The 19482-nt window shown below is 40.0% G+C and carries 19 protein-coding genes; 8 read left to right on the top strand and 11 right to left on the bottom strand.

The annotated features are described in order from the left end of the window. The first annotated feature begins 17 nt into the window (after positions 1 to 17). A complete protein-coding gene (locus H9565_RS13655; RefSeq protein WP_215440446.1) occupies positions 18 to 1343 on the top strand; it encodes a dicarboxylate/amino acid:cation symporter in 1326 nt (441 codons plus the stop codon). A gap of 12 nt (positions 1344 to 1355) precedes the next feature. Here H9565_RS13655 and H9565_RS13650 read toward each other — a convergent pair whose 3' ends face one another. From H9565_RS13650 to H9565_RS13635, 4 genes are all read right to left on the bottom strand, one after another. After that, positions 1356 to 2141, bottom strand: a complete 786-nt coding sequence (locus tag H9565_RS13650) for a DUF1206 domain-containing protein (RefSeq protein WP_215440445.1) — start codon at positions 2139 to 2141, stop codon at positions 1356 to 1358. A gap of 99 nt (positions 2142 to 2240) precedes the next feature. Then, complete coding sequence (locus tag H9565_RS13645; protein ID WP_215440444.1) at positions 2241 to 2648, bottom strand: thiol-disulfide oxidoreductase DCC family protein; 408 nt, start codon at positions 2646 to 2648, stop codon at positions 2241 to 2243. A 77-nt stretch (positions 2649 to 2725) separates the two neighbouring features. Then, entirely contained in the window at positions 2726 to 4900 is a 2175-nt protein-coding gene (locus H9565_RS13640) for an endonuclease MutS2 (RefSeq protein WP_215440443.1), read from the bottom strand. Between the two features lie 79 nt (positions 4901 to 4979). Then, positions 4980 to 5492, bottom strand: a complete 513-nt coding sequence (locus tag H9565_RS13635) for a DUF3124 domain-containing protein (protein ID WP_215440442.1) — start codon at positions 5490 to 5492, stop codon at positions 4980 to 4982. Positions 5493 to 5618: 126 nt separating this feature from the next. Between H9565_RS13635 and H9565_RS13630 the strand changes: the two genes are divergently transcribed. After that, positions 5619 to 6284 (top strand): uracil-DNA glycosylase, encoded by a 666-nt coding sequence (locus H9565_RS13630; protein ID WP_215440441.1) that lies wholly within the window; start codon positions 5619 to 5621, stop codon positions 6282 to 6284. Here the strand turns inward: H9565_RS13630 and H9565_RS13625 are convergent. From H9565_RS13625 to H9565_RS13595, 7 genes are all read right to left on the bottom strand, one after another. Further along, the gene (locus tag H9565_RS13625) at positions 6274 to 6705 is read right to left on the bottom strand and encodes a hypothetical protein (protein ID WP_215440440.1); all 432 of its coding nucleotides are present in this window, start codon (positions 6703 to 6705) and stop codon (positions 6274 to 6276) included. The two genes, H9565_RS13630 and H9565_RS13625, sit on opposite strands and share 11 nt — an antisense overlap. A 78-nt stretch (positions 6706 to 6783) precedes the next feature. Beyond that, positions 6784 to 7641 carry a substrate-binding domain-containing protein gene (locus H9565_RS13620; RefSeq protein ID WP_215440439.1) on the bottom strand — a complete coding sequence of 286 codons (858 nt, stop codon included), beginning with the start codon at positions 7639 to 7641 and terminating at the stop codon, positions 6784 to 6786. A 71-nt stretch (positions 7642 to 7712) separates the two neighbouring features. Continuing rightward, positions 7713 to 9785 carry a polyphosphate kinase 1 gene (ppk1, locus tag H9565_RS13615; protein ID WP_215440438.1) on the bottom strand — a complete coding sequence of 691 codons (2073 nt, stop codon included), beginning with the start codon at positions 9783 to 9785 and terminating at the stop codon, positions 7713 to 7715. Between the two features lie 55 nt (positions 9786 to 9840). Further along, complete coding sequence (locus tag H9565_RS13610) at positions 9841 to 10713, bottom strand: nucleoside phosphorylase (protein ID WP_215440437.1); 873 nt, start codon at positions 10711 to 10713, stop codon at positions 9841 to 9843. A 4-nt stretch (positions 10714 to 10717) separates the two neighbouring features. Next, positions 10718 to 11650 (bottom strand): DUF1835 domain-containing protein, encoded by a 933-nt coding sequence (locus H9565_RS13605; RefSeq protein WP_215440436.1) that lies wholly within the window; start codon positions 11648 to 11650, stop codon positions 10718 to 10720. A 119-nt stretch (positions 11651 to 11769) separates the two neighbouring features. Continuing rightward, the gene (locus tag H9565_RS13600; protein WP_215440435.1) at positions 11770 to 12099 is read right to left on the bottom strand and encodes a translation initiation factor; all 330 of its coding nucleotides are present in this window, start codon (positions 12097 to 12099) and stop codon (positions 11770 to 11772) included. A gap of 2 nt (positions 12100 to 12101) precedes the next feature. Continuing rightward, entirely contained in the window at positions 12102 to 13052 is a 951-nt protein-coding gene (locus tag H9565_RS13595) for an isopenicillin N synthase family dioxygenase (protein WP_215440434.1), read from the bottom strand. Between the two features lie 129 nt (positions 13053 to 13181). On the opposite strand from H9565_RS13595, the gene H9565_RS13590 reads away from it, so the two are divergent. The 6 genes from H9565_RS13590 (at position 13182) to H9565_RS13565 (ending at position 19473) form a co-directional block, all read left to right on the top strand. Continuing rightward, the gene (locus H9565_RS13590; RefSeq protein WP_215440702.1) at positions 13182 to 15158 is read left to right on the top strand and encodes an alpha-ketoacid dehydrogenase subunit alpha/beta; all 1977 of its coding nucleotides are present in this window, start codon (positions 13182 to 13184) and stop codon (positions 15156 to 15158) included. Between the two features lie 143 nt (positions 15159 to 15301). After that, positions 15302 to 15784 (top strand): lipocalin family protein, encoded by a 483-nt coding sequence (locus tag H9565_RS13585; RefSeq protein WP_215440433.1) that lies wholly within the window; start codon positions 15302 to 15304, stop codon positions 15782 to 15784. 7 nt (positions 15785 to 15791) lie between these two features. Then, complete coding sequence (locus H9565_RS13580; RefSeq protein ID WP_215440432.1) at positions 15792 to 16487, top strand: OmpA family protein; 696 nt, start codon at positions 15792 to 15794, stop codon at positions 16485 to 16487. A gap of 85 nt (positions 16488 to 16572) precedes the next feature. Continuing rightward, positions 16573 to 17697 carry an NAD(P)/FAD-dependent oxidoreductase gene (locus tag H9565_RS13575; protein ID WP_215440431.1) on the top strand — a complete coding sequence of 375 codons (1125 nt, stop codon included), beginning with the start codon at positions 16573 to 16575 and terminating at the stop codon, positions 17695 to 17697. Continuing rightward, the gene (locus H9565_RS13570; protein WP_215440430.1) at positions 17697 to 18401 is read left to right on the top strand and encodes a methyltransferase domain-containing protein; all 705 of its coding nucleotides are present in this window, start codon (positions 17697 to 17699) and stop codon (positions 18399 to 18401) included. Before H9565_RS13575 ends, H9565_RS13570 begins: the two co-directional genes overlap by 1 nt. 16 nt (positions 18402 to 18417) lie before the next feature. After that, positions 18418 to 19473, top strand: coding sequence for a type III polyketide synthase (locus H9565_RS13565; protein ID WP_215440429.1), 1056 nt, complete (start codon positions 18418 to 18420; stop codon positions 19471 to 19473). Positions 19474 to 19482 lie beyond the last annotated feature (9 nt).

The raw sequence follows: 19482 nt of genomic DNA, 5'->3' as shown, positions 1-19482 counted from the left end.
GCTTAAACTTTTGATGCATGCAAAAATTGGAATTACACTGGAGGATCCTAATCGGAATGGTTTTGGGTATTCTCTTTGGTTTCGGAATGACTTATGTGGATTGGGGCAAAGATTTTGTCCTAGATTGGATAAACCCGTTAGGGACCATCTTCGTTAAACTTCTAAAACTAATTGCAATTCCGCTTATTTTAGCTTCGCTGATAAAGGGAATTTCCGATTTAAAGGATATCTCAAAGTTCAGGAATATTGGTTTACGAACTATTGCTATCTACATTGGTACTACGGTAATTGCCATATCCATAGGTCTTATTTTAGTCAATTTGCTCAAACCGGGCGAAGGCATATCCGAAGATACCATTACCAAGTTAACCGAAACATATTCCAATGATAGCGGAGTTACTTCCAAACTAGAGGAAGCTTCAAGGCAAAAAGATAGCGGCCCGTTACAGTTTCTAGAGGATATGGTTCCGGACAATGCATTTAATGCTTTGAGCAACAACAGCCTAATGCTTCAGGTGATTTTCTTTACCATATTTATGGGTATTTCTATGTTGCTTATAGGCGAGGAAAAAGCCAAGCCCTTAAAGGATTTTTTTGATTCACTAAATGATGTGGTATTGAAAATGGTGGATTTAATCATGCTTACGGCTCCCATAGCAGTATTTGCGCTTTTGGCAAACGTTGTGGTCTCTTCCGGAGATTCGGACCTTTTGCTAGCTCTTTTAAAATATGCTGGCGTAGTCACACTTGGTTTGATTTTAATGATTGTTTTCTATAGCTTGATAGTTGGAACTTTTACACGCTACAACCCATGGACTTTCTTGAGTAAAATGAGCCCAGCACAGCTTTTAGCATTTTCCACAAGTTCTAGTGCGGCCACTTTACCGGTTACTATGGAAAGGGTAGAAGAGCATATTGGTGTAGATAAGGAGGTTTCCAGCTTTGTGCTTCCTGTAGGCGCAACAATAAATATGGACGGTACAAGCCTTTATCAAGGTGTTGCCGCGGTCTTTATTGCACAGGCGCTAGGTTTTGATTTATCCTTTTCCGGACAGCTTACCATTGTACTTACCGCCTTATTGGCCTCTATAGGTTCGGCAGCGGTTCCTGGTGCAGGTATGGTAATGCTGGTAATTGTTCTGGAAGCAATTGGTTTTCCTCAAGATAAACTGGCGATAGGCTTAGCTCTTATTTTTGCGGTGGACAGACCGTTAGACATGCTACGAACCGTGGTAAATGTTACGGGTGATGCCTGTGTTGCTATGATGGTTGCTAAGTCCGTTGGAAAATTAGGCAAGCCCAAAGTGAAGAACTGGGACGATAACTACGACAAAGTCAAATAAACGGTGATAATCTTAATTACTAAACTGACGATACCGTGCCTTGGTGAACATATATACTCCATAGCAAACTAGTCCCGTTGCCACTATACCCATTAACCATGGGCCAGATGAGTTTTGTTGAATAAACTGAAAGGCTTCCGTAGTGCCCTTCATGCTGGACGAATCACTTCCAGCTAAGCTAAATCCTGCTTTTAAAAAGAAGTAAGATATAATGCTTGTCATTATACCTCTAGCCATGAGTCCAATATAGCCCACGTTTTTTATGAACTTGCGTTGAGTTGCATCGGAAAGGGATGCTAGGTTAAATTTCTTAAGGAAATTTCCCTTGTATACTTTTATGAATTGATAAATACCTTTTCCAGCCAAAGCGATACCAATGATAATAAAGCAATAGGTCCTAATATCTCCGGTTAGAAAAGAACTCGACCCTCCAGAGCCAGAATCTGGTTCATAAAAGATATCCACAATTGCAAAAATACCCAGCCCCAAATAAATTAGACCACTAATAAAAAAGCTAACCCTTTTTACCAGGGCTTTGCCATCAGTACCCATATTTTCCGGGTCCTGAATACTTTGGATAAAGCGCCACAATGCATAGCAAATTAAACCAACCCCAAGAGCGGCTAGTAAGAACTTGCCAAAAGGCTGCTTTTCCAGAAATTCAATAATCTGTAATTTCCCCGCTTTTTGACCTCCCAAATTAAAAGCTGCAAGAAAAGCTAATATTCCAGTAATGGGGTATACGGAGCCCTTGGCTACAAAGCCAACATAGGCTACTTGTTTTATTTTATTGTTCATGGCGTATTGAAGTTCGCTAATGATAATTTAAACTTTCATTAGCAATTAGCCCGATTACAATAAGTTTTAAACGAATGAGATAAGAAGGGTTTGCGATTCCTATGAGAGGAATTTGGCTTTCAACTCGGGCGTAGGAATCATACACTCTTCTTTTTTGCCGTACCATTTATAGCGATTGCGCGCTATAAAATCGTATACGATATTGCGTATACTGCTAGGAATCCATAGTAAAACAGACGAAATGACGCCATAACCACTAAGTTGTTTTCCTATTTCTAGTGCGGCATCGGATTTAATGTAAAAAGCCACTCCCGGATCTATTAAAATAATGGAATCTATCTGCGAAGCATCAATATTTCGCTCGGACATTAACTGCTTGCCAAGGTCGCTTTGCAATGCCGCATAACGGAAGACATCCTTTTCGTCCCGTTTAATGATAAACTGAACGGCCCCATTACAAAGATTGCAAACGCCATCAAAAAGAATGATTTGTTTTGAATTTTTCACGGTGTAAAGTTACGAAGACCAGGGCATATATTTCAATTTACAACTCCTTGTTTTCAAACCGTAATTAAGGTTCGGAATTACTTTTTAACCCGTTCCACCAACTCCAGCTGATCAACACTCACATTAGTCGTAAAAATGCCGTAGTTCACGATAGCCTTGTTCTTTTCAAGATTATCTATGGTACCCACGGATTTCCCGTCTTGCATACGTACACGGTCGCCTACCTTAAAAATGGGGCGTGGTTTGTTCTTTTCTTTGATAATCGCCTTTTTCTTCTCAACTATCTTTTTCTCCCGTATTACCTTGACCTCCTTTTGCACCTCTTGAACTACCTGTGCTTTTTTCGCACGCTCAACTTTGGCTTCCTTGGCGGTCTTTTTCTTGCGTTTGCTGTTCTCGGTCTCCACAATTCGTAAAAGCTCGGATACCAACGGGCGCTTCTTTTTGTCAATGAAGTATCGGTCAGCGGCCTTATCTACTTTATTGCCCAACTGCACCATACGCTGGTCGTGATCGTACAATTCTTGGTAATTCTCCAATTTACTCTTGACCTTGGCGTTCAGTTTTTCCAAACGAGCGGCTTCTTCACGCGCTTTGGACTCCTCTTCTTGAAGTCTAGAGCCTGTTTTAGCCATTTTGCTGCGTTCTTTCTGAAGTTTGGCTATCGTGGCATCAAAACGCACTTTGCCTCGTTCTACCTTCTTCTTTGCCTTGTTTATCAAGCTGTAGGGGATTCCATTCTTTTGAGCCACTTCAAATGTAAAGGAGCTACCGGCTTCCCCTAGAACCAATTGAAAGGTGGGTTCCAAAGTTTTACTATTAAAGACCATGTTGGCGTTTGTAGTGTGGGGCAACTCGTCCGCCAAAGCCTTTAAGTTGGCGTAATGCGTGGTTATGACCCCATATGCGCCGCGCTCATAAAAGACTTCTAAAAACGCTTCCGCTAGAGCACCACCCAATTCTGGATCACTTCCGGTACCAAACTCGTCAATAAGAAAAAGCGTTTCATCATTACAGATTCGCAAAAAGTTCTTCATGTTCTTAAGACGATAACTGTAGGTACTCAAATGGTTTTCTATAGATTGATTGTCTCCTATATCGGTTAAAATCGTATCGAACAAACAAACGGAACTTCTTTCATGAACGGGAATTAGGAGTCCTGATTGAAGCATTACTTGAAGTAATCCTATCGTTTTTAGGGTGATACTTTTACCGCCGGCATTAGGGCCGCTAATGACAATAATTCGGTTTTCTAAGTGCAGTTCTATAGTCTGCGGATAAGTCTCTTTACGTTGCAATTTGTTGCTCAGATAGAGCAACGGATGATACGCATCGCGTAAAAATAATCGTTTCTCATCGTTTATTTTGGGGAGTAACGAATTGGTTTCCCTTGCGTAAGAAGCCTTGGCCGAGGTAATATCCATATGGGCCAAAAACTCTTGATACTCGGCCAATAGCCAAGCAAAAGGGCGAATCTGGTTAGTGAGTTCATTTAGAATGCGCTGAATCTCCTCTTTTTCATCGTACTCCAAATTGTTCAGCTCTCGGCTATATTTTAAAGTGGCTTCCGGCTCAATGTAAACAATACTTCCGGTTTTGGAGGTACCCATAACCGTTCCCTTTACTTTTCTACGGTACATGGCCTTTACCGCCAGAACACGGCGGTTCTCCACAACGGACTCCCGTATATCATCCAAATAATCAGAACCGTGGTAAGTATTCAGGGCAGAAGCAAAGCTCTGTCCGATTTTTCCTTTTACCTGGTTCATTTGGCGGCGTATATCAAAAAGTTTGTTCGATGCGCGGTCTTTTACTTCTCCAAATCGGTCTATAACCACATCTATCTCCTTAGGAATATCCGTATTCAGCTGAATTTTTTCGGATACCTCAAAAAGCAGTGGATAGTATTCCTTAAATTTTTTGAGGAACTTTTTCTGGGTTGCCACCGTAGTACAGATAGTGGCAATTTTCTTAAAACTAGACACCTCAAGCGTTGTATTTTCAATACGAAGGAGTTGTAGTTCTTTGTTTATTGCATCAAAACCATGAGGTGGTATTCGGTTTTCGTTAACGAAAGAGGATAAGTATTCTGCGGTCTGTCCCAAGACATTTTCTACCGTTTCCTTGTCCGTCATCGGAGTTATTTCCAAAGCACGTTCTTTTCCCAATTCCGTGGAGCATCGGGCAGAAACCTGCTTTAAAACTGTGGGAAATTCAAGATCTTGTACCGTTTTAGGGTGAATATTTGCCATTCTTGTTTAATTGCGACGGCAAAGGTAGTCAATGGCAGCGAGATGTGAAATCTATTGACTTGGCCATATATAAGCTTTGTTATTCAATACGTTTGGCCTGTGTAGTGAACGAAAGACCTTGTTGGGACATGGTAGAGTTCATAACTCCCTCAAAAAGAGGTTCTGGGCAGTTTTTTGGTATTTTCCATTCGATTAAAAAATTGGAACCCGTACCACCTTCAACATCTATTTCATCAATAATAATGGCGGTAGTTTCCATTGGGGCCAAGTAAATGGGATGTGAAAAATAAGTGCGAAGCGATTTTCCGTGCGTATCAAAATATTCGGCCTTGGTCAAGTAAATTGTGTCTTTATCACTTGTGTTTCGCAAACTCGCCATGGCGGTCAAATTGTGTGTTTTATGCTCTGTCATGCTATAAATCTGGGAGTAAACGGACAAATATGATTTACCGTATTCCAGCGAATCTTTCGCGCTAATATCTATTTTGCGCTTAGACCAGTTTTCAGGATTAATAGAGCTGATTTCCTTTTTATCCTCAATACAACTCAATAGTAACGACACAACCAATAGCGATAAAACACACTTTTTCATTTTTCTGGATATTTAAAGCCGACTTTCCGTAGTCTTTGCACTCTAATTTTTAAGTATTTTTGAAAACGGCGAAATCTACTTGCCACAAGTTTATTTACCGTTACAATACAAAAATGATCATAATAAATGACAGTACAAATACATAAAAGCTGGATACCACCGCTTTCTCAAGAATTTGACGCCCCTTATTTTAAACAGCTCATAGAATTTGTAAAGGCTGAATATACTCAAAACACGTGTTATCCCAAGGGAAAGGACATTTTTGCCGCTTTTGACCATAGCCCTTTTGACAAAACCAAGGTGGTCATCATTGGCCAAGACCCTTATCATGGCCCTAATCAAGCAAACGGACTCAGTTTTTCGGTTAAGGATGGTATTCCGCACCCTCCATCTTTAATCAATATCTTTAAGGAAATTGAAACGGATTTAGGCAAACCTTATCCACAAAGCGGAAATTTAGAGCGTTGGGCAGACCAAGGGGTGCTTTTGCTCAATGCTACGCTTACCGTACGGGCCCACGAGGCCGGTAGTCATCAAAAAAAAGGATGGGAAACCTTTACAGATGCGGTAATCAAAAAGCTATCCAACGAAAAACAAGACCTCATTTTCCTGCTTTGGGGCGGTTTTGCCAAAAAGAAAGCCAAGTTGATAGATGAAAATAAGCACCATATTTTAACCTCCGGACATCCTTCTCCATTAAGCGCCAATCGTGGTTACTGGTTTGGAAACCGGCATTTTAGTCAAGTCAACGAAATTCTAAAAAAGGAAGGTCTTGAGCCTATTAATTGGTAGACTGATTATCCGCGATAGCATCATCAAATCGGGACTCTTCATTGGGTAAAGGCTGAATTTCGGGTTTAACCCGTAAATATTCCTGCCATTGATAGGGGTAGAGTACATTGGCCATTTCAGAACTTTCATGACTGGACAACAGTTTTAGGCGATAACGTCTTTGCCCGTTTGTGATATCAGGATTGTTTTCAACCGACCTTTTCTTGATTATGTATTTGGCCACGGTATTCCGAAATTCCAGAGCCTGTTCCGTACCCATGACCAAACTAGGTTGATATTCAGCTGTAATATCCTCTGCTTTCATACGGATATTCCGGTCTATTTGTAGAGCGTAATAGGTCTGTGCCTGGGCAAAATGAACACCCCAGAAAAATAATACCACAGACAGAAATTGAGTTGTACTACGTAGTTTTGTTTTCATTTTCATTAGGAATTAATTCAACTTTAGTTTCGGCAATTCCTTATAAAATTAAAACACATACAACTGCCTGTCAAGTAATTAACTGCTAAAACTTTGTAAAAGTTCGTCTGTCTTAAGTTTTTTATCAATCAACTTTAAGTCGATGAGTGTATCTTGCACTCTTTCAATGGTTTGTGTATTTATTTGGGTTTGTCCCCAGTGGGTTATTTTTAACCATTCTTTAATATCTTCCAACTGTTGTCCGTACCTATTGGCCAGATTGCGGTCTATGCTCGGTATTTGTTTGAACTCCACCGTGTACGTATTAATAACCTCTAAAATGTGCTTTAAAATGGCCTCTTCCTCGTTTAGGAATTTTTGCGTTGCGGCAATCACAAAGCAAGGCCATGGTGTAGGGCAATCTCCTAGACGTCTAAAAACACCTTGATCCACCAAAGGTTTAGTGGTGAAATGTTCCCACATAAAATAATCGGCTTGCCCCTCGGTCAAAGCTGTTACCGCTCCGTCCAGATTATTTATAATTTCAAATTGAAGCGCATTTGTGCTCCAACCTTCGTTTTGAGCGTTTACAAAGGCCATTAAGTGACTACCACTGCCCATACGGCTAATGGCAGCCTTTGTTCCTTTTAAATCGGCTATGGACTTGTATTGGCTTTCAGCACCCACGTGAATTCCCCATTGTAAAGGAGTGGAAATGTATTCTTGAACAATTTTAGCAGGATTTCCTTCCGTAACACTCTTTACAAGACCTTCGGTAAGAATAATGGCTAAGTCCGTTTCATCATTTTGAAGCATTTGGCACATTCTACCTGTGCCTTCCGGTACATCCGTCCACTGAAGGTCAATGCCTCTTTCTTCAAAAGCGCCTTCTTCTATAGCCATGTGCCATGGTAGGTTAAAATGTTCCGGAACGCCTATTATTCGTACTGTTTTCATATGGTAAGGATTGTGCTTGTATTCGTAAAATTAAGAAAAAGTAAGTCATCGACCTATGTAAAAAAGTATGGTTAGGTCTTGTTTGTTGAGGCGAGGGGAGTGTTCACCAAGGTCCCAGAACCACTTACGTTTTTTAAATAATCATAAATAGCGTATTGTGAGCGAATTGGAATTTCTTGTTGCGATGCTACACGCTTGTTTGTATCGTTCGCATCTTGAAAACGCGCTTTTACCGTATCGTTTATCTGAAACTCTAAAATAGTCTTTAGTTGATTAAAAACGGTTTCATCCAAAATGGGTGTCAGTACTTCAATACGTCTATCTAAGTTTCTGGTCATCCAATCTGCAGAGCCCATATACATTTTTTCCTCGCCATTGTTGTGGAACAGATAGATGCGGCCATGTTCTAGATAACGATCCACTATACTGGTCACTATTATTGGTTTAGCCCCAGATGGAAGCTCATTCTCCGGTCTTGCAACAAGACAACAAAACCCACGGACTATAAGGCGCACTTCAACTCCTGCTTCGCTAGCACGATACAGTGCATCTATCATGGTCCGGTCTTCAAGGCTGTTCATCTTTGCCGTAATTTTGGCGGGCAGTCCTTTTTTGCTGTTTTTTATTTCGGTTTCAATTGATTGTAGAAATACATTTCTAGTGTTAAAAGGTGATACCAACAAGCGTTTTAGTTTAGGGATAATCAAATGTCTTTCCAGTGTTAGGAAAACTTGACTCAAATCTTCAGTTGTCTGATTGTGAGCAGTAAAAAGTCCGTGATCACAATAAATTCTTGAAGTCTTGGCATTAAAGTTACCTGTACCAATGTATGCATATCGTTTAAGCTTGTCATTTTCCGTACGCTCAATTAAAGCGATTTTGGAATGTACTTTAATGTTGGCGACACTAAAGAAAACTTTAGCTCCATGATCTTCGAATGTTTTACCCCATTCAATGTTATTTTTTTCGTCAAACCGCGCTTTGGCCTCCACAAAAATGGTCACCTTTTTTCCATTCTTTAGCGCTAAGAGCAATGCATCTGTAAGTACTGAGGCTTTAGCGATTCGGTAAAGGGAAATTTTGATATGTGTGACCGTATTGTCTTTTGCCGCTGCAGCGATAAAATTCTCCACAACACTAAAACTCTGATATGGGAAATGAACCAGTCGATCTCTCTCTGCAATGGCACCGAAAAAATCGTTGGTAGTTGATAAAACCGGGTGCGGTAAGGCAGGTTGAGCCTTGTAAGTCAAATTTTGATTCTCAACGGGGTTTTCAAAACTGAAAAAATCCGAAAGATTATGATACCGCCCACCGGGAAACAAATCAATTGTACCAATGCCTAAGACCTCTTGAATGATTTCCTTATGCGATTCAGGCATTTGCGCGTCATAAAGCAATCGTGTGGGTTGTCCGGATTGCCGTTGGTGAAGCGCATCATAAATTTGGTCGGCCAAGGGGGTATCACCAAAATCATCCTCCAAGTAGAGCTCGGCGTCTCGGGATAGCTTTATGGAATGACTAGCTATCACTTTGCTTTGCGGAAATAAATGATTCAGATGCATACGAACCACATCATCCAAAAAAACATATGAATGACCTTTTCCGGGCACTTTAATAAAACGTTCATGACTATCCGTCGGTACTTTTACAAAATAATATGTTTCATTGGCCAAAGCCACAAAAAAATATAAGCCTCCATCTGTCAGTTTAGGGTTTTCTTGTGCCTCATAAAGAGTACAATCCGCAGAAATACTATTAAAATAAGCATTGAGGTAGGCAGTCTGTTCCGATGTGTAGGTAGTATCGGTTAAAAAATGAATATCCTGCTTATGGAGTTCCTTAAATATAGCCTCCATGATAATTCCGAACCGTTGCTGTTGTTTATCGATGATGCGAAGAATCTTCTTGAGTCGCTTATTGGACTTTAGAACGAGTTTTCGCCTTAATTCTTTATCTACAGATTTTAACTGCCGTAACTGTGACACCCGTACCTTAAAAAATTCATCAAGGTTGGAAGAGAAGATGGCCAAGAATCGTAAACGTTCTAAAAGGGGAGTAGTGGGATCTGCAGCTTCCAGCAGCACCCTTTCATTAAAATATAGCCAATTTACATCTCGATGTTTGTAATTTCCGTTTTCCATAGAAAACAAAAATAACCAATCGTTATCTCAAGAATCTAAATTTAGTGTTAAGTAGTTAAGCTTTTGTTAGCTTTTCCAGGGTATATTGAATCAGTTCTTTTACCGATTGGGAAGGATTGGCACTAAATTCACCATTAGCCCGGTTGGCCAGGATACAGTTCATAGAAACCGCACGGTGCCCTAACAATTTTGCCAGGCCGTAGATTCCTGAAGTTTCCATTTCCAAGTTGGTGATTTTAATACCATCGTGCTCAAATGAGGCTAATTTATCTTGAAGCCCTTCATCACTCAGTTTTAGTCTCAATACTCTACTTTGAGGTCCGTAAAAGCCTATATTGGTAACAGTGACCCCTAATCGTATACGATTTGAAAATAGCTTATCACCAAGGTTTTTGTCGTATTTCACTACATAGGGCACTGATTTGTTAGCGGACCAATTGGTGTGTTCAACAAAAGCTTTGGATACCTCTGGCTCCTGAACCGAGTCACTGTCATAAAAATGCAAAAGACCATCAAAGCCCATAGCATATTCACTCATTAAGAAAGAATCGATTGGAATATCCGAACGAATGGCACCGGAGGTGCCTATTCTAACAATATCCAAAACGGTTCTGTTCGGTTTTAAGGTACGCGTCTCAAAATCAATATTGACAAGAGCGTCCAATTCATTAAAAACAATATCAATATTATCCGTACCAATGCCTGTGGAGATTACAGAAATTCGCTTACCGTTTAACGTTCCGGTGTGGGTATGAAACTCTCGTTTCCCTTTTTTCACTTCTATAGTGTCAAAAAAACGGGAAACATCACTTACACGGTCAGGATCGCCAACGGTGATTATGGTTTCTGCTATGTCTTCTGGTAATAAATTAAGGTGATAAATGCTCTTGTCGGCATTTAGGATAAGCTCAGAGGGGCTTAATTGCATGCTATTACAGCTTTAAAATTCTACTAGCTTCGGTGTTGTAAAGGAAATTGTATTTTAAGGCACCGCCTAGATAAACATCATTGTCTTGAATGCAAGAGTAGTAACTGGTTTTGTTCTCCAGTATCTCTTTTCCTTTTTTGGTGAGTCTTACTGGATTGAAAGAGGAAAATAAAGGTTTAAGTCTTCCTAAGGCTCTATCATACTGCGTATCGGCGAAGCCCAATAAACCCTGATTTTGAAGAATTTCAGAAACAAAAGCACCTTTTGAGGTAGGCTTTTTGTCTACGGCCAGCCTTAGGATGGTATTTTCCATTTCATTAAGTCCGTTTTTAATACTCGGAAAACGGTGTAAGTGCGTTCGAACCGCATCCCCCAAATAATTGAACTGAAATTCGCCAAAATCGGACAGATTCTCTAATCTTATAGGGTTGTCACTACAATAGAGTTGCCATACATAGTCCGCATATTCAATATCGTCTTGTGATAGCTCAATTTTGTTGCTGTATAATTTAAGCAATTGCTCATCGGTTAAGTCATTAAGACTGTACATTTTATCAGTATCGTCTTCTTTACCGCTACAGACCAAAGAAATCTGGGCATATTTGCGGTTGGTCTTCAACCAACTGAGTACGGCAATCATGTTTACTTGACAAAAGAGATCGTACTCAAACCAGAGCACAATCTCATCTTGTTGTTTGTGATTACAAAGGGATCTGTATTCTTTCAAGGTTTTTTCAATAAACCATGACTTGGACACCTTGTAGTTTTTGTTTAAGAATTCAAAACGGGCTTTCCAGAAAGATTCGCTTCCCACATTGGTCAAGGTTTTACCCTCGCAAAGCATCTCGCGCCAGGTAATAATATCTCCTTTGAGCTTTAATGATTTTATTCTCTCCGTAAAACTATCTCCGTTGGTGATGTGTAAAAGGGAACTCATGTAGGATGTGAATTAGGTTCTAGAGATTAAAAGTACTTATAATTAAAAAAAAACCAAAAATAATTAACACAATAACGAAATTGTCTTGATTCTATTGTAAAACACTGTATTTAAACCGGTTATCCTCCAACTCGTTTTACTGCAAATCCTTTTTCTTTTAACAACGCCATAATTTTATCTCTATAATCGCCTTGTATTATGATTTGACCGTTTTTAAATGACCCTCCTACACTTAATTTGGTTTTAAGTTCTTTGGCCAGTTTTTTAAAATCACTGTCCGCTCCGTTATAACCCTCTAAAATGGTAATAGGCTTCCCTTTTCGTTTCTCGTATTTACAAATAATGGGGTCATCCTGCAGCCAAATAGTATTTTTCTCTTGGGGAGTAGCTTCCGTTTCTTCCGGCTCATGGTCTGGAAAAAGGTTTTTGAGCTGATCTTGTAAATCCATGATTATGCCTTAATAAGTCCTAATTCAATTAAACGCTCATGAAGGAACTCGCCTGCCGTAATATCTTCAAATTGTTTTGGATGGGCATCATCAACACAATTATCAAGGCAATTTAACGGCATTTCACTAATAGGGTGCATGAAAAATGGAATGGAGTATCTAGAAGTGCCCCAAAGCTCCTTTGGAGGGTTCACCACTTGGTGTATGGTAGACTTTAATTTGTTGTTGGTAAGTCTAGATAGCATGTCACCAACATTAATCATCAGTTGGTCGGGCCTGGCAATGGCGTCAACCCATTCGCCTTTATGGTTTTTAACTTGAAGTCCACGACCGTGTGCTCCCATAAGCAAGGTGATAAGGTTAATATCGCCATGGGCGGCGGCACGTACTGCATTTTTAGGCTCGGAAGTTATAGGTGGATAATGAATGGGGCGTAAAATTGAGTTCCCGTTCTTTATGTAATCATCAAAATAAGTTTCCTCCAAATCCAAATGAATGGCCAATGCCCTAAGCACGTATTTAGCCGTTTTTTCCAACATCTGGTATGTTTCCTTACCAACCGCATTAAATGTTGGCAACTCACTAACTATAACATTATCCGGATATTCCGCTTCCAATTTTGGATTATCCTGTACATATTGTCCAAAGTGCCAGAATTCCTTTAGGTCTCCTTCTTTTTTTCCTTTGGCATGTTCTTTTCCAAACGAAGTATACCCGCGTTGGCCACCTATTCCTTCAATCTCGTAGCTATCCTTTACTTCTTGTGGAAGGCTGAAAAACTTTTTAATTTCATCATAAAGGTTCTTTACCAAATCATCTGATAAAAAATGGCCACTTAGGGCTACGAAACCAATATTCTCAAAAGCGGAACCGATTTCTTTTATGAATTTCTCTTTTCTTTCGGGACTATCCGAAACAAAATCCTGTAAATCTACACTAGGTATTGCACTCATGATGTTGCTTTATAAATTTTATCAAAGTTAGTAAAATATGCCCAACTATTAAATATAACAATCCAGACACTAGATGTGGTATTTTTGCTACTTTTATCTTCCAAAATGCAATTTCACCTTAAGAATTTTATGCAATACGATAAAAGGAATTTAAGCGAAGAGACCTTGTTTAAACTATACAAGGACCTTCTGCGGCCGCGTATGATAGAAGAGAAAATGTTGATTCTCTTACGTCAAGGAAAAATTTCCAAATGGTTTAGTGGTATTGGCCAAGAAGCCATTTCGGTGGGGGTTACCAATGCCCTGAAAAATGATGAATACATTCTTCCTATGCATAGAAACTTGGCCGTTTTTACAACACGCGGTATACCATTGCATCGCCTTTTCTCCCAATGGCAGGGAAAATTGAACGGATTTACCAAAGGGCGTGACCGTAGTTTTCATTTTGGCACCCAAGACTATAAAATTATAGGAATGATCAGTCACCTCGGTCCGCAATTGGGTGTAGCAGACGGAATTGCACTGGCCGAAAAGCTTAAAAATAACAAAGCGGTCACGGCAGTTTTTACAGGTGAAGGCGGAACGAGCGAGGGCGATTTTCATGAAGCCCTGAACATTGCATCTGTATGGGATTTGCCCGTTATTTTCTGTATCGAAAATAACGGATACGGACTTTCAACACCCACAAGGGAACAATACAACTGCAAGAACCTATCCGATAGGGGACTGGGTTACGGCATAGAATCGTATACGATTGATGGTAATCATATTTTAGAAGTTTACACCAAATTGAACGAGATCGCAACGGACCTTAGGGAAAATCCGCGTCCGGTTCTGGTGGAATTCAAGACTTTCCGAATGCGTGGACACGAAGAAGCTAGTGGCACCAAATACGTACCCGAGGAATTAATGACGGAATGGGGCAAGAAAGACCCCATTGCCAACTATGAAACTTTTCTTTTAAAAGAAGGTATTCTAACCTCGGAAAAAATTGAAGCCTTACGCAATGAAATCGAATCAGAGATAAACGAAAATCTCAAACTTGCTTTTGATGAAGAGGAAGTTGAATCCGAACCTGCTCAAGAGTTATTGGATGTATACGCTCCTTTTAAATATGAAGAAACCAAACCGGGCAAAGTGGTGGAACACATTAGATTGGTAGATGCTATTTCTAAAGGATTGCGGCAATCTATGGAGAAACATTCCAATTTGGTCATTATGGGACAAGATGTAGCCGATTATGGCGGTGTATTTAAAATTACCGAAGGCTTTATGGATGCTTTTGGTAAGGAACGTGTTCGGAACACTCCTATTTGTGAGTCAGGAATTGTTTCGGCGGCCATGGGGCTTTCCATAAACGGAATGAAAGCCGTTGTTGAAATGCAATTTGCCGATTTTGTAAGTAGCGGTTTTAATCCCGTTGTAAATTATTTGGCCAAATCCCACTACCGCTGGAATGAAAAAGCCGATGTAGTCATCCGTATGCCTTGCGGAGGAGATGTAGGGGCCGGTCCTTTTCATTCCCAGACTAATGAAGCGTGGTTTACCAAGACCCCGGGACTAAAAGTGGCCTATCCGGCTTTTCCATACGATGCCAAGGGATTATTGGCTACAGCTATTAATGACCCCAATCCGGTACTCTTTTTTGAGCACAAGGCTTTGTACCGTAGTGTATACCAGAACATACCTGCAGATTACTATACATTGCCCTTTGGTAAAGCGGCACTATTAAAAGAAGGAAATGATATAACCATTGTTTCTTATGGCGCAGGTGTTCATTGGGCATTGGATGCTCTTGAAAAGAGTCCTGATGTTTCGGCGGACCTAATTGACCTTCGTACGTTGGCCCCTTTGGATATGGAATCAGTGTATTCTTCCGTAGAAAAGACAGGAAAACTGATTATACTTCAAGAGGACAGCTTATTTGGAGGTATTGCCAGTGATATTTCTGCATTGGTCATGGAAAATAGGTTCCAATATCTAGATGGTCCCGTAAAGCGTGTGGCCAGTATGGAAACCCCAATCCCTTTTGCTAAAAAGCTTGAAGACGATTACTTACCCAAAGAAAGATTCCTTACAGCCCTTAAAGAACTTCTTGCGTATTAGTCATTGAGCAAACATCTTTATTTTTCCCATCAACCCAAACAACTGTAATGCAGCAACTTTGTCCGTATTAATATTTGTTTAACGGTTTGTTGGAAACATTTAAGGATTTCCACTCGTATATAGACAAAACTTAAATTAAAATTATGATGAAGAATAGTATTGCACTGTTCGTTTGCGCACTAGTTTTGACTTCCTGTTCTCTTTCTAAGAACGTGCGCGAACAACGCAAGACCATTAATGGTAACTGGGTACTGGAAAATGTAGGTTATGAAGCTAGTGAAGGTTCTTTTAAATCCATGCTTTTTAATGATGCCAACGGGTTCTGTTTTGAGGGAAGTACGTGGTATTTTCTGGAAAACAACAGCACCGGAAGTTACACCATCCCTACCTCAAATAGTGCGTGCGCTGGAGGTGTAAGAAATATTAGATGGTCCGTTCTGGAAAACGAAAACGGGAACGATCAATTGCAGTTCAAATACATTGATGAAAAGAAAAAAGACCTGTACGGAAGAACAGGATACCGATTGGAGATTCTTTCATTGACCCCTTCTCAAATGACGTTAAAGTCCGATGTAAACGTGGATGGAAGTCCGGTTTCCGTTATATATAATTTTGCAAAACAATAAAATAATTATGAAGAAAGTAATTCTAAGATTAGCATATATCGTCATGGCGTTGACCATGGTAGTAGGTTGTAAAACCATACAAAATTCAAACAACAAACAAAGAGGAGCTGTAATAGGTGCAGGTAGTGGTGCTGCTATTGGTGGCGTTATCGGAAATAATGTGGGTAACGGTAACAATACGGTATTGGGAGCCATTCTTGGCGCTGCCATTGGTGGAGTTGCCGGTGGTTATATTGGAGACCGAATGGATCGCCAAGCGGAACGTATTGAAGAGGAAATTCCAGGAGCAGAGGTGAGCCGTGTTGGTGAAGGTATTAATGTAACCTTTAACGAAGATGCAGGTGTTTATTTTGACACCAACAAATCCGATGTAAAAGGTACTTCGCAAACTACATTGAACAGTTTGGCAGAAATCTTGAAGGATTATCCAAAATCTAACGTATTGGTAGAAGGTCATACGGACAGTGCCGGACCGGATGATTATAATATGACTTTATCCGAGCAAAGAGCTACATCGGTTACCAATTACCTAATTTCCCAGGGAATAGATAAAAGCCGTTTGGAAACGAAATGGTATGGCGAAATGCAACCTGTAGGAGATAACACTACCAAAGAAGGAAAAGCTAAAAACCGTAGGGTAGAACTTGCTATTGTTGCCAGTGAAGCTTTGAAACAAGAAGCAAAACAAAAAGTTAAGGGCTAATATTAGATACCCTCACCTATAATTTTATAAAAATACCGGCAGTTCATGTCGGTATTTTTTTTGTTTAATTAACTATCTTCCCCTAGTGGAGCAGTATGATGTTATTATAGTTGGAGGTGGTTTAGCGGGTTTAACAGCCGCTATTCATTTAGCGAAAGCGGACCATAGCGTTTTGGTTATTGAAAAGGAACCCTATCCACATCATAAAGTATGTGGCGAATATGTTTCCAACGAAGTGCTTCCGTATCTAAAAAGTCTAGGAATTGATTTAAAGCAATCTGGGGCGGTTTCAATTGAAACTTTAGAATTTTCGACGGTTATGGGAACCGTGCTAAAAGCTAAATTACCTTTAGGTGGAACGGGAATCAGTCGTTATGCATTTGATGCTATGTTGTATAAAAGAGCAACGGAACTAGGAGTTGAATTTGTTTTTGAGAGCGCAACTTCTGTGATTTTTCAAAAACCTGTATTTAAAATAGTTACATCAAGAAGCAAAACCTTTACTTCAAAAATAGCGATTGGTGCATATGGTAAAAGAAGTACTTTGGATAAGCAATTGAATCGAAACTTTATACAACAAAAATCATCTTGGCTAGCAGTTAAATGCCATTACCAGCTCAATGATTTTCCTGAAGATAAAGTCGGTTTACACAATTTTAAAGGTGGTTATGGTGGACTCTCCAAAACCGAATCCGGAGCAGTAAATTTCTGTTATTTGGCGTCGTACAAAAGTTTTCAGCAAGAAAAGGATATTGAGCGTTTTAATAAACAGGTAGTCAGGGAGAATCCCATTATAGAGAACTTCTTAAGCAAAGCCGAACCACTTTTTGAAAAACCGCTAACCATTGCCCAAATTTCCTTTCGGTCTAAAAACCAGGTAGATGACCATGTGCTTATGTGTGGAGACACAGCGGGCTTAATTCATCCGCTCTGCGGTAATGGTATGGCCATGGCTATCCATAGCGCTAAAATTGCCTCGGAACTGATTCATGATTTTTTAACGGGAAAAGAAACTGATAGTCTGAAAATGGAACGTGCTTATGTTAAAGCATGGAACCGTACTTTTAAAAGAAGATTATGGTGGGGTAGACGACTTCAATTGGTATTGCTAAATCCTACTTTGGCAGATTGGGCCATAACATTGGTTGCAAAACAACCTTGGCTTTTGAGACAACTGATTAAGAACACGCACGGTAAACCAATTCAATAATGGGTGATTTTTCTAAAAGAAGTACTGAAACCGAGTTGATGGACGACCTGTCCCTAGATCAGACAGAGCTTAAAAAGGTTTTATTGGATATTGACCGTGCCAATTCATTTTTAAATGGTAATAATTTAACTGTTCAGGCCGTACACAGCCTAATACAGGATAAAAACAAAAAATCATATACGATTTTAGATATGGGTTGCGGCAATGGAAGCATGCTCAGAACGTTAGTTCTTTGGTCACGAAAGCATCATTTTAATTTGGAGTGTATTGGAGTGGACCTAAATGAAAAGAGTCTAGAAATTGCACGGGAGCAATCCCTTAAATTTCCAGAAATTCAATATGTTAAACAAGATATTTTAGAACTGAAGCAAGATGAGTTACAGTGTGATATTTTGCTTTGCACCTTAACCATGCATCACTTTAAAAACCATGAAATTCCACAATTTCTAAATCAGTTTTCAAAATTGAGCCGAATCGGTTTTATTATTAACGATTTGCAACGAAGTGCACTTTCATATCAACTTTTTAAACTGTTTAGCACTATTTTTATACGAACGAATATTGCCAAAAAAGACGGACTTACCTCCATTAAAAGTGGATTTCTTAAAAAGGAATTACAGGCAATTGCAGTAGAATTACCAAAAATGAAACATAGCATAACTAAAAAATGGGCTTTTAGAATTGTATGGGTAGCGCAACATTAACGACCGACTAAAATATATGAGCGAAGTACGAATAGTAAAAACGGTCAAGCAATTGCCCGATTATTGCAAGCCTACCGAAGAAATAATACCCTTGGTGAACCTTTGGCTTTCGGGTCAAGAAGACCGTTTCCGTAGAAAAGTCGTTAAAATATTTGAAGGAGCGGCGGTTGATAAGCGCTACAGCATTATGAAACCGGAGGAGGTTTTTACGGCAACCTCGTTTGAGGAAAAAAATACCATTTACATGCGTGAGGTCAAAAAACTGGGAAAAAAGGTCTTGGAAAAGGCTTTAAAAGCCGGTGATTGGGCAGCGGATTCACTGGATTATATCATTACCGTTAGCTGCACGGGCATTATGATTCCGTCGTTGGATGCGTATTTAATAAACGATGTAGGGCTTAGGCAAGATGTAGTGCGACTTCCGGTAACGGAGATGGGTTGTGCGGCCGGAGTTTCAGGATTGATATATGCACAGAACTTTTTAAGGTCCAATCCAGGTAAACGCGCTGCTGTAATCGCAGTTGAAAGTCCCACGGCAACTTTTCAGCTTAATGATTTTTCCATGGTGAACATGGTCAGTGCCGCTATTTTTGGCGATGGCGCCTCCTGTGTCCTTTTATCCTCAGAGGAAAATGCCAGAGGTCCAAAAATAAAAGGAGGGGAAATGTACCATTTTACGGATGCCACGCACATGATGGGCTTTGATTTGACCAATCACGGACTCAAGATGATTTTGGATGTTACCGTACCGGAGACTATTTCGGCTCATTTTCCTAACATTGTACATCCTTTTTTGGAAAAGCACGGTACCTCCATTGAGGCGGTGGACCATCTGATTTTTCACCCTGGAGGGAAAAAAATTGTGCAAACGGTGGAAGAACTATTTGGGGCAATGGGAAAAAATATAGACGATACCCGGGAAGTATTGCGTCAGTATGGAAATATGAGCAGTGCTACTGTTCTGTATGTCTTGGAACGCTTTATGGAAAAAGATATTAAGGAAGGCGACCAAGGACTCATTCTTAGCTTTGGCCCGGGTTTTTCGGCGCAGCGTGTTCTATTGGAATGGTAAACGAATTTT

The organism is Zobellia russellii (genome assembly GCF_018728565.1).
Lineage (GTDB): Bacteria > Bacteroidota > Bacteroidia > Flavobacteriales > Flavobacteriaceae > Zobellia > Zobellia russellii.
Note: the sequence above shows the minus strand (reverse complement) of the source record. Positions and strands in the feature narration are given on the sequence as shown.